At 69.9% G+C, this 12,111-nt stretch carries 6 protein-coding genes; 3 read left to right on the top strand and 3 right to left on the bottom strand.

All coding sequences use genetic code 11. The features are described from left to right. Positions 1-45 precede the first annotated feature (45 nt). Positions 46-840 (top strand): alpha/beta fold hydrolase, encoded by a 795-nt coding sequence (locus AB0C19_RS07350; RefSeq protein ID WP_357181600.1) that lies wholly within the window; start codon positions 46-48, stop codon positions 838-840. A gap of 19 nt (positions 841-859) precedes the next feature. On the opposite strand, the gene AB0C19_RS07345 is transcribed toward AB0C19_RS07350, so the two are convergent. The 3 genes from AB0C19_RS07345 to AB0C19_RS07335 all read right to left on the bottom strand — a co-directional run bounded on the left by AB0C19_RS07345 (position 860) and on the right by AB0C19_RS07335 (position 3,741). Then, a complete protein-coding gene (locus AB0C19_RS07345; protein WP_357180859.1) occupies positions 860-2,356 on the bottom strand; it encodes a trehalose-6-phosphate synthase in 1,497 nt (498 codons plus the stop codon). Between the two features lie 159 nt (positions 2,357-2,515). Continuing rightward, positions 2,516-3,367, bottom strand: coding sequence for a hypothetical protein (locus AB0C19_RS07340; RefSeq protein WP_091407568.1), 852 nt, complete (start codon positions 3,365-3,367; stop codon positions 2,516-2,518). Positions 3,368-3,498: 131 nt separating this feature from the next. Then, complete coding sequence (locus AB0C19_RS07335; protein WP_357180854.1) at positions 3,499-3,741, bottom strand: hypothetical protein; 243 nt, start codon at positions 3,739-3,741, stop codon at positions 3,499-3,501. Positions 3,742-4,037: 296 nt separating this feature from the next. Between AB0C19_RS07335 and AB0C19_RS07330 the strand changes: the two genes are divergently transcribed. Together AB0C19_RS07330 and AB0C19_RS07325 are read left to right on the top strand one after the other, a co-directional pair. Continuing rightward, complete coding sequence (locus AB0C19_RS07330) at positions 4,038-11,564, top strand: LamG-like jellyroll fold domain-containing protein (RefSeq protein ID WP_357180851.1); 7,527 nt, start codon at positions 4,038-4,040, stop codon at positions 11,562-11,564. Continuing rightward, positions 11,554-11,877, top strand: coding sequence for a hypothetical protein (locus tag AB0C19_RS07325; RefSeq protein WP_357180848.1), 324 nt, complete (start codon positions 11,554-11,556; stop codon positions 11,875-11,877). Before AB0C19_RS07330 ends, AB0C19_RS07325 begins: the two co-directional genes overlap by 11 nt. Positions 11,878-12,111 lie beyond the last annotated feature (234 nt).

The following is a 12,111-nucleotide window of genomic DNA, read 5'->3' as shown; positions in this document are numbered from 1 at the left end:
GAACGAAAGGCTGGCACGGTGAGCGCGAGGAGTGAGCTGCGGATCATGCGGGGCCGGGAGTGGTCCCGGCCGGTGCGGCCGGCCCGGCGGGAGGTGCTCAGCGCCGTCCCCGAGCTGGAGCAGGGGCGTCCGCCGCTGCTGTTCGTACCCGGGTTCGGGCACGGCGCGTGGGCGTTCGCCGAGCACTGGTTGGGTCACGTGGCGTCGCGCGGGTTCCCGGCGTACGCGGTGAGCCTGCGGGGGCACGGTGGCAGCGAGCCGGCGCCGGAGGCGACGCTGCGGGCGTACGCCCACGACGTGGTCCAGGTGGCCGCGAGTCTGCCGCGGCAGGCGGTGCTGGTGGGGCACGGAGCCGGGGCCCTGGTGGTGGCACACGCGCTGGCCCGCTACCCGGCGCGGGGCGCGGTGCTGGTGGCGCCGGTCTTCGGCGGCTGGGGCGTGCTGGGCGCGGCGTTGCGCCGCAACCCGGCGGGCACGTTGCCGGCGGTGTTCGGCGGGCCGTTGCGGCTCAACCGGGGGCAGCTGTTCAGCCGCGAGTTGCCCGACGAGGAGGCCCGGCGGTATGTCGGACGCCTCGGTCGGGCGGGTCGGCGGGCGCAGTGGGCGCTGCTGGGTGAGCCGGAGGCCGAGCCGGCCGTTGGCGCGCCCCCGGTGTTGGTGCTGGGCAGCCCGGACGACCGGGTGGTGCCGGCGTCTACGTTGACCCGGGTGGCCCGCCGGTACGGGTCGGCCCCGCTGCTCTTTCCCGGCATGGGCCACGACCTGATGCTGGACGCGCGGTGGGTGGAGCCGATCGACGCGATCCTGGACTGGCTGGAGAAGGAGCCGGTGGCGCACTGAGCAGCCGGGCCACCGACGGTCAGCCGCCGGCCTGGTGGACGGCCGGGCTGCCGGCCGGGGTGGCCGGTTGGGGCACCCGAGCGGCGCCGTCGGAGCCGGTGTCGGTGCTGGTCAGGCGACTGATCAGGCCGCCGCCCTCGTCCAGGGCGCGAAGGTAGGAGCGGGCCCAGGCCCGGATGTCGTGTTTGTGCAGGTGGGCGCGCATGGCTTGCATCCGCTGGGTGGTGTCGGCCGGGTCGGCCCGCAGCGCAGCGCGCAGGCCCTGCTTGAGCCCTTCCAGGTCGTGCGGGTTGACCAGGTACGCCTGGGACAGCTCGGCGGCGGTGCCGGCGAACTCGCTGAGCAGCAGTGCGCCGGTGTCGTCGACCCGCGCGGCCACGTACTCCTTGGCGACCAGGTTCATTCCGTCGCGCAACGGGGTCACCGCCATCACGTCGGCGACCCGGTAGAGCGCGGCCAGCTCGGCCCGGTCGAATGGCTGGGTGAGGTAGTGGATCGCCGGCTCACCGACCCGGCCGAACTCGCCGTTGATCCGGCCGACTTCGCGTTCGATGCGTTCGCGCAGGATCTGGTACTGGCCGACGCGTTCCCGGCTCGGCATGGCGACCTGCACCAGCACCGTGTCGCGGACCTTGACGTCGCCGCTGGCGAGCAACTCGCTGTACGCCTTGAGGCGTTGCTCGATGCCCTTCGTGTAGTCCATCCGGTCCACGCTGAGGACGACCTGCCGGGGATCGCCGAGGTCCTGACGGAGCCGGTGGGCCCGGGCGGCCACGTCCGGACGGTCGGCGAGCGCTGCCATCTCGGCGGTGTCGATGGAGACCGGGAACGCGCCGATGCGGACGACCCGGTCGTCGACGCCGATCCGCCGGTCGGTGGCCGGCAGGTCCAGCACCCGGGTCACCAACTGGGCGAAGTTGTGCGCCGCCTGCACCCGCTGGAAGCCGACCAGGTCGGCGCCGAGCATGCCGCGCAGCAGTTCGGCCCGGCGGGGCAGTTGCATGAACAACTCCGGCGGCGGGAACGGCACGTGCAGGAAGAAGCCGATGCGCAGGTCCGGGCGGAGCGCGCGCAGCAGACCGGGGACCAGTTGCAGGTGGTAGTCCTGCACCCAGACCACCCCGCCCTGCTCGGCCACCTCCGCTGTCGCCTCGGCGAAGCGCTGGTTGACCCGCTGGTACGCCTCCCACCACCGGCGGTGGTGCTGGGGCTGCTCCACGGAGTCGTGGTAGAGCGGCCAGAGGGTGGCGTTGGCGAACCCCTCGTAGTGGTCGCGCAGGTCTTCCGAGCTGAGCGCGACGGTGTGCATCCGCACGCCGTCCACGTCCGGCAGGGCGGGGGCCGGCCCGGTGCCACCGGCCCAGCCGACCCAGGTAGCTGGTGTGTGCCGCAGGAGCGGGTGCAGTGCGCTGACCAGCCCGCCCGGGCTGCGCCGCCACTCGCAGGCTCCGTCGGGGGCCTGATTGTCGTCGATGGGGAGGCGGTTGGCCACCACCACGAGAGAACTCTGTCGCATCTCGGGCATTCCGATCAGCAGAGGACTGACCGCCGCGAGCAAGGAAAAACCGGTCAGTCAGCGGGGGAAGTGACGTTCAGCGGTATTCCTACTGACAGTAAGTTACACCACTGTTACGCCCCCGGCGGGGCGCTGCTGTCCCGGGATGCGGGCCGACCGTCAGACGACGGCGCCGTTGTCCGGGTCGTCCTCGTCCTCGTCGCCGGGACGCAGCCGCCAGATCAGCGTGACGAAGCCGGCCAGGATGCCGGTGAACCCGAACAGCGTGACTGCGGAGCGGTCGATCGGGAGCAGCCACGGGAAGAGGAACAGCACGAACCCGACGACCACCCCGAGCACGCCGATCACCGCGTACTTGCTGACCCGCGGCAGCGGCGGCGGTGGCGGCGGGTGGTAACCCTCGTCGTCCTCGTCGTCGGGCAGGTCGGCGCCGAAGGTGTCCAACCCGTCCAGCAGCGACGGCTCGTCCGGTCGGGTGCCGCGCCCCACGGAAATCCCGGAGATGTCCGTCGCGGACGGCAGCCGCCGAACGTCGGTGGCGGTCGGACCTGGTTCGTCGGTGCCGGAGCGGGTCAGCGGCCCGGAGGTCGACTCGTCCCGGTTGTCCCGCTCGTCCACGTCCTCCGAGGCCGGCCACGGGCGGTCACCGGGCGTAGAGGTGGTGTGGAAGCCCGCCACGATCCGCGCCCACTCGGCGTCGATGTCCGGTTCGTCGCGAGCCGGTGGCTGCTCCGGAGCGGTCTCGTCGGCGAGCTGGGTCAGGTAGTCCCGGGCGGTGGTCAGGTGCGAGCGGTCGACGTAGAGCCGGTCGACCGGGCGGGCCGGCACGGTGGTGGTGCGGGTGACCGGGTTGAGGTCGGCGGAGGGCTGGAGGTAGGCGGCGATCCCGCCGGCGGCCAGCACGTCGAGCAGGTGCTCACCGACGCGCGGATCGACGTCGCCGACGACGGCGTACTCGTTCGCGTCGAGCCCGTTGTCCCGCCGTCCCCGGCGGGCCCCACCCGCTGACACCCGGACATCCCCCTTAACGCGCCTTTCGGCGCGGCCACCGCTGCCCTTCGGCGCCAGTCCGCACGCCGTGCTCTGAATCGTGACACGTCAGGGCATGGTTCCGGGAGTGCGTTGTGTCGCGTCTTCCAAAGTCACGGCTGCTCCCGCAGGTCGCGGCGCGGCTCCTTTGTCCGTTCTTGCGCGACAAGTGCGATCTCGGTGATCGTTGGCAGAGGCGCGCCGCGATCCGCCGCGCGCTGGCTGGTCCCGTCGCCCGATTCCTCGACGCCGACGGCGAGACGCCCGAGGAGCGCCGCGGCGATGATGTGACCTGCGCCACAGTCTGAATTCGGTGTCCGCCGAGGCGGGCGGGCCTCGATCCCATCCTCGATCACCCAACGTGATGAAGTCGATCCACCTGAGTCCCGTCAGTCTGGTTGGGGCGGCAGGCGGGAGCCGCTTCACCGCCTCGATCGTCCGTCCGCCTGTCGATCGCACCGCACCGTGAGTGACGAGGGCCTATCCGATGAATCCGATCGATCCGATCCGACGCATCGGCGTCCTTCGCGGATGTGTGTCCCTAAACGATCACCGTTTCTAGGCTCTCCACATCGCCTTGTCAATGCATTGATCAACGCTTACGGCTGTCCCTATGCTGCGCCGGAAATTCGGACTCGACACGGGGGCTGCCATGAATGAGCAGTTGGGTACCGGCATGTTCGTCGCGCTGGCGGGCGGAGCCTTCGCCCGCTGGGCGCGATGGGTCGCGGTGCTGATGGCAGTCGTCCTCGTTGCGACCCTGACGGACGTGCCGGCCCGGGCCGAGCGACCCGCCGTCGCGGCACCAAAGCCGGTAGCCCAGCCGAAGCCGGCCTGTCCGGACGACCGCCCGGACGAGGTGTCCGCAGCGGTCACGGCCCGGCTGTGTGGCGGGCGGGTGGAGGTGGCGAACCGGCGCTCGGAGACGACTCAGGTGTTCGCCAACCCGGACGGCACGCTCACCGCCGAGCAGGCGTTGGCCCCGGTGCGGGTACGTCAGGGTGACAACACCTGGGTGCCGGTCGACCTCACCCTGCAGCGTCGGGCCGACGGCATGGTCGTGCCGAAGGCGCACCCGCGTGACCTCACCTTCGCCGGGGCCGCCACAGGCGCTGAAGAGCACGAGGTCGCCTCGCTCGGCACCGGCGCCGAGCGCGCCACGCTCGCCTGGAAGGGCCCGCTGCCCGAACCGGTGCTGAACGCACGCACGGTCACCTATCCGGACGTGCGGCCGGGCGTCGACCTGGTCTTCCACGCACACGCGACCGGGTACGAGCAGCACGTCGTGGTCAAGGACCGTGCCGGCCTGGCACACGTGCGCACCCTGAAGCTGCCGCTGAACACGGGGAAGCTCACCGCGGCTCAGGACGGCATGGGTGGCCTCGTCTTCAAGAACTCCCGTGGCAGCCAGGTCGGGCGGGCGCAGACGCCGCTGATGTGGGACGCGAAGGTTTCCCCGCTCTCCGGCGAGCGCGTCAACCACGCTCCGGTCGCCCTGCGTACGACGTCCTCCGGTGGCCGTACCGTGATGGAGTTGACCCCGGACAAGGACTTCCTCGCCCGGCCCGACCTGACCTTCCCGGTGACCATCGACCCGCCTACGTCGCTGTCGCCGTCGTTCGACGCGTTCGTGCAGAACAGCTACTCCAGCGACCAGTCCGGCTCCAGCGACCTCAAGCTGGGTTACTCCAACGAGGGCGGCACCTTCTACGCCCGGTCTTACCTGCGTTTCAACACCAGCGGCTTCGGCGGTAGCCGGATCATCACCGCGAAGTTGCGGCTGTGGAACTACCACTCGTGGTCGTGCACGGCCGCCTCCTGGGAGGCCTGGCGCACGGACGCGGTCGACTCGTCGGTGCGCTGGACCAATCAACCCACCGCCCGGGCGAAGGTCGGTACCTCGACCGAGACCCGCGGTTACAACTCGTCCTGCGGCGACGGCTACGTCTACGTCGAGGTGGGCGGCGCGTTGCAGCACAGCGCGGACAACAACCTGAGCAGCGCCAGTGTGATGCTGCGGGCCACCTCGGAGAGTTCCACGGCGGGCTGGAAGCGGTTCGATTCGGCCGAGGGTGGCCGTCCGCCGCTGGTGACCATCACCTACAACAGCGCCCCGTCCGCGCCGTCCGCCCTCGCGGTCGCCCCCTGCTACACCGCGTGCGGCTCCGGCGCGCGGACCTCGTCGCTGCGTCCGACGCTGTCGGCGAAGCTCGCCGACGCGAACGCCGGTCAGACTCTGCAGGCCGAGTTCGTCGTGCGCAACAAGGCCACGCAGGCGGTGGTCAGCTCGTCCGGTCTGCGCTCTGGCAGCCCGGCCTGGACGAACGGCTCGACCGCCTCCTGGCAGGTGCCGGTCGACCTGATCAACGGCACCCAGTACGAGTGGCAGGTCCGCGCGAAGGATCCGTGGAACTACGGCGGGTGGACGGCGTGGACGCCGTTGACGGTCGACACCGAGAAGCCGGGCGTGCCGTTCGTGTCGGCGACGATCTACCTCAACGACGGGCAGCCGCACGGTGGCGCCGCCCAGTCCGACACGTTCACCTTCACCCCGGCCAGCGGCAGCGCCGACCTCGCCGCGTTCGTCTACAAGCTCGACTACGACAGCGCGGCGACCACCGTCGCCGCGACCGGCGTGAAGTCGGTGACCCTCGCCCCCCGTGATGGGCACCGCACGCTGACCGTCCAGGCGAAGGACTCCGCGGGCAACCTGTCCAGCCCCAACCTGTACGTCTTCGACGCCGGCAACGCCGCACTCGCCGAACCGCTGCCCGGCGCGACCATCGTCAAGCGCACCAAGCTGCGGATCACCACCCCGGTTACCGGCTACACCCGCACGTACTTCGAGTACCGGCGCGGACCCGGTGGGGCCACCCTGCCGGTGCCGTCGGCGAACCTCACCTCGGCCACCGGCGCGCCGATCACCGCAACCGCCGCCAGCCCGGTCGCCCTGTCGACGCTCGGCGGGTACGCGATCTGGAACGCCACCGACACCCTCGGCCTGATCGGCGGCGTCGTCGAGGTCCGGGCGCACCTCTACACGGCCAGCGGCACCACGCCCACGTACACCATCCCGTGGGTGCGGGTGAGCGTCGACTCCAGCGGTGACGGTGCGGCCGGCGATGAGGCTGGCCCAGGCTCGGTCAACCTGCTCACCGGTGACTACGCGCTCTCCGCCACCGACGCCGACGAGTTGGGCCTCTCGGTCACCCGCTCGGCCTCGTCCCGCAACCCGGCCGACGGATACCAGCCGATGGCGCAGCGGCTCACCGCCAACCAGCAGCAGGTCTCCACCGACCTGACGGGCTTCACCGTGCCGGTCACCTCGTCCGCGGTGCGCTCCACCGTCAGGGGACAGGGCGAGACGACCCCGGCGGACTCACTGGAGATCACGCCGGTCACCACGACCAGCAACGACACCTACGTCGCCGTCGGCGGCGACAACGGCGGGCTGCGGCTGAGCATGAGCCCCGGCAAGACGTACCGGATGACCGGGTGGATCTACGTGCCCGCCGCCACCGGCCTGGTGCCCGCGCACAACAGCCGCGGCTTGCGCATCGTCGGCCTCCACCGGGTGGGCACCACGTACGCCGAGGTCGCCTCCCAGATGGCCGGCTACTCCGACGGCTGGCAGGAACTCTCGGTCGACATGACCGTGCCGACCGGCGCGACCGAGGCGTTCTTCCGGCTCTACAACGGCATGCAGGGCGGCTCCGGTCGCAAGGTGTACTGGGACAACCTCTCGGTCACCGAAGTCGTCGCCCCGTTCGGCCCGTCCTGGACCGGCGGCGCCACCGGTGGCGCCGCCGAGGTGGACTACACCACACTCATCCTGCCCGAACCATCACTGGCCCAGGTCAACACCATCGGCGGCGGCTGGATCACCTTCGCCAAGAACTCCGATGGCGCCACCTTCACCCCGGAGCCCGGCTCGGAGGGCATGGTGCTGAGCAAGGTAGGCGGTACCGCCTACCGGCTGACTGAGTTGGACGGCACCATCACCGAGTTCACCCAGCAGGGCACCGTGTGGGCGGCCACCTCGTCCTGGACGGCCGACTCGAGCAGCACGTCCCGCTACGTCTACGACACCGCCGGCGGCCGTCTGCTGCTCAAGAGGGTCATCAACCCGGCTGAGCCGGGTGTCGGTGACTGCGCCGCCGCCACTCCGGAGCGTGGCTGTGAAGTGCTCGAGTACGAGTACGCGACGTCAACCACCTCCGGGCTGAGCCAGACCGTCTTCGGCGACTACACCGACCGCGTCTCCGGCGTGAAGCTGTGGACCTGGGATCCGGACACCTCGGCGGTGACCGCCACCCAGGTCAGCCGGTACGCATACGACGACCTGGGCCAGCTCCGCGAGGTGTGGGACCCTCGGGTCAGCCCGGTGTTGAAGACCGCTTACGAGTACGCGGGCGGCCGGGTCGCCAAGGTCACCCCGGCCGGGGAACTGCCGTGGAACTTCGACTACGGCAACCCCGACGTCGACTCCGCCGCGCTGCGGTGGGATCTCGACGCGGGCTCCGGCACCAGCGTCGCCGACTCCTCCGGTGGTGGCCGCACCGGTACCATCGCCTCCGGGGTGTCCTGGGCGCAGGGCAACGACCCGGACAACCCGGGCGACCGGGCGGCCGCGCTGACCGGGGCCACCGGCCAGCAGATCAGCGTCGCCGGTACCGCCCTGTCCAACACCGCCTCCTACACCGTCTCCGCCTGGGTGCGGCTGACCGACAAGTCCGTCAACCGCACCGTCGTGTCCAAGGACGGGTCGCGGACCAGCGGCTTCTTCCTCAACTACGTCGCCGCCGACGACCGGTGGGCGTTCTCCCGGGTCAGCGCCGACAGTGACAGCGCCACCCCGATCCGGGCCACCTCCAACACCACCCCGGTGCTCGGCAAGTGGACCCACCTCACCGGCGTCTACGACACGGCCAGCGGCCAGATGAAGCTCTACATCGACGGCGTGCGGCAGACCACCACTGCCGCGGTCGGCGGCTGGAACGCCACCGGCGGCTACGTCGTCGGCCGGGCCAAGTGGGCCGGCGCCGCCTCGAACATCTGGCACGGCGGCATCGACGACGTCCGCGTATACGGCAAGGCCCTCACCGACGCCCAGGTGGCCGACCTGGCTGGTGACGAGAACACCGGCAAGCTGCTCAAGGTACGCCGCGCCGCCCTCCAACAGGGCTCGAAGACGGCCACCGACGGTGACACCGCCACCACTGTCGTCTACAACGTCCCACTCACCCAGGGCGCCGGCGGCCCGTACAACCTGGACTCCGCCGCCATCTCCACCTGGGGCCAGGTCGACCTGCCCACCGACGCGACGGCCATCTTCGGTCCCGAGGACAACCCCGGCCGCAGCAGCGCCACCCCGGCCGCGCCCGGCACGAACGGCTACCGGTACGCCACCGTCCACTATCTCTCTGCCGGAGGTAAAGAGGTCAACACCGCCACCCCGGGTGGCTACATCGATACGAAGGAATACGACCGGTTCGGTAACGTGATCCGGCAGTTGGAGGCGACCGATAGGGCGTTGGCTCTGGGTACCCTGCCCAACGCCGCCAGCGACCTGGCCGAGTTGGGTCTGGCCGGCTCGGACACGGCGGCCCGCGCGCTCGCGTTGTCCACCATCAGCACGTACAGCTCCGACGGAGTCGATCTCGTCGACGTGGTCGGGCCCACATCGACGCTGGTGCTGGAGAACTCGCTGGCCGATCCGGACGGAAGCCAACCACTTCCCGCTCTCGCCGCAGGCGCGACGGTCATCGGACGGCGTCACGTGGTGAACGTCTACGACGAGGGGAAGCCGGACGGCGCGAGGTACCACCTGCTGACGACGAAGCGCCAGGGCGCGCAGATCGTCGGCTACCCCGACGGGGACGTCCGGGTGACCAGTCACGGGTACGACCCGGAGCATGGCGGAGTCTCCGGTTGGACGCTGAAGACGCCGACGAAGATGGTGACCGACGCCGGCCCCGGCGGCGCGCAGATGACCGGCTACGTGGTCCACAACTCGGCCGGCCGGGTGTTGAAGTCCTGGGGTATCGGCTCGAATGGCGCCGATGCGCGCACCCGCCGCACCATCTACTACACGGCGGGCGCGAACGCTGAGGACGCGGCATGCGGCAACCGCCCTGAATGGGCCGGCAAGGCATGCGTCACTGGCCCGCTCGGCCCGGTCACCGGCCACGATCCCGCGAGGATGTCCACGGACCTTCCGGTCCGGCGGGTGCTCTCCTACACGCGCTACGGCGACGAGGCCGTCGTCAGCGAGACCGCGGCGGGGAAGGCCCGGACCACCACGACGACGTACGACTCAGCCACCCGGGTGGCGAGTACGACGATCACCGCCGACGAGGGCGCCCCCGTCGGGTCCGTGGTGAACACCTACAGCCCCGCGAGTGGCGTGCTCACCGAGTCCACCATGGGCGGCGCGAAGATCACCAAGGACTACGACCTGCTCGGCCGGCTGGTGTCCTACACCGATGCCGACGGCGCGACGACGAGTACCGAGTACGACAGGTTCGGCAAGTCCGTGAAGGTCAGCGATCCGACCGGTAACTCGACCTACGGTTACGACCGCGACGTGGAACCGCGCGGGCTGGTGACCAGCTTCGTGGACAGCGTGGCGGGCGTGTTCACCGCCCGATACTCTCCGGACGGAGAACTGGTCCGGTTGACGTATCCCGGCGGGCTTACCCGCCAGGATCGGCTGGATGCCAACCACCAGCCCGTGGAACGCAGCTACATCCGGGACTCGGACAACGAGGTGGTCTACTCGGAGTCGATTGTCGAAAACGCCGCCGGCCAGTGGGTGGATCATTCCTACACGGGCGGAAGCAAGAAGTACCGGTACGACCGGACCGGGCGGCTGATCCGGACGCAGCATGACAGCGCCGTCACCGATGGGTGCGTCACGCGAACGTACGGCTATGACGACCGGACGAACCGCACGGGAAGCGCCCGCTTCGGTCCGGCCACCGACGGTGCCTGCGAAGAGGGCACCGCGACGTCCACCCAGTCGCACAGCTACGACACCGCCGACCGGCTGACCGATGACGGGTACGGCTATGACGCGTTCGGCCGCACGACGGCGATGCCAGGAGGTCTGCTCAACAGCTACTTCGTCAACGATCTGGTGCAGGGCCAACAGATGGCAGACGCACGGCGGACCTGGAGCCTGGATCCGGCGCACCGGTTCCGCGCGTTCACCACAGAGACGCTGGCCGACGGCAATTGGGTGACCACGGCCTCGAAGTTGAACCATTATGGCGATGACTCCGACGAGCCGCGCTGGATCACCGAGGACGTCGCCACTGGTGACGTCACGCGCAACGTGTCCGGGCCCGAGGGCGATCTCGTCGCCACCACGTCAGCCACCGGCGACGTCCGACTCCAGTTGGTCAACCTCCACGGCGATGTGGCGGCGACCATCGATACCGCCCTGGTCGAGCCGGAGTTCTTCGATTTCGACGAGTTCGGCGCGGCCTCGTCGGGGCAGGCTGACCAGCGGTACGGGTGGCTGGGCGGTAAGCAGCGATCGAGCGATGCGTTGGGAGCCGTCATCCTGATGGGAGTCCGGCTGTACAGCCCCGGCCTTGGCCGGTTCCTCCAGGTCGACCCCGTTGCCGGCGGCAACGCCAACGACTACGACTACTGCTCCGGTGATCCGATCAACTGCTTCGACCTCGACGGCCGGTGGGGTTGGAAGCGGAGTTGGAAGCGGGTGGGGAACTGGTGGAACAAGCACGGCGGTAAGGTTTCGGCGGGACTGGCGATCGCCGGGTTCGCGGCGTGTGCGGTGGCCACCGCCGGTGCCTGCGTCGCGGTCGGCGCGGTGGCTGCGGGTATCTCGGTTGCCGGACGGTACGGCATGTACCAGGCCGGACGCTCGACCAGGAGGCAGGCGATCGTCGGGTCTGCGCTGGACATCGGCCAGGCGCTCCTGCCGGGTGCCCGCCTCACCCGCAGGGTGAAGATTCCGAAGACCTTCCGCAAGACGCGGTATGTCCGGAGTTGGGGCGTCACCCGTATCAAGTGGCGGGGAAGCAAGATCAAGAATCGGAGTTACTCCTGGCGGGAGTCGTATTACCGCAACCCGCGCCGTACCATCCGTAACACGTGGATCCAGTTTGGTAGCGCTCAGTTCAGCAACTGGAGAGGCACCCGTGGCTACTGAGTACGAGGAGCTGAACATTCCGCCGGAGTTCCAGACCTATGCGGACCGCCATCACTTGGAGTATCGGCAGACACCGCCCGGAATCGCGCTCTACCTCGGCGTGGGAGCACTGTTTCTGGGGCTGCTGTTCAGCACCGCGCCCATGGTCTCCTCCGACCGGACCATCGGTTACGGGATGCTCGGGCTCGGCGTCGTACTCCTCATCGCCTCTCGCGTGCTGCATGTCCGCAAACGGCGGCACGAGGAGGAGTTGTACGACCGGTACTTACGGTGGAAGGCGCAGCAGAGCGAGCATCTGGACGCGCAGGAGTAGCTGACTCTGGCTTGGGCAGGTGGTTGACGACCTCGAGCCGGGAGCGCACCGATTGGCGCCACCGACGTGAATGTGGCGATGGGGCTTACGAAGGCTGGCGAGCCCCATCGCCAGGTTCCTCGTCATCACCACCACGACCGGCGGTTCAGGTCCTCCGATGGCTCTGTTGGCCGTCATCCTGGGATCCACTGTTCGCGGCGGTTCTCGCCACACCCTTCGGTCTGGCCGGCGCTG

The organism is Micromonospora sp. NPDC048842, from assembly GCF_040649935.1.
GTDB lineage: Bacteria > Actinomycetota > Actinomycetes > Mycobacteriales > Micromonosporaceae > Micromonospora > Micromonospora hortensis.
The sequence above is the reverse complement of the archived record's forward strand: the minus strand, read 5'-3'. Positions and strand labels throughout refer to the sequence as shown.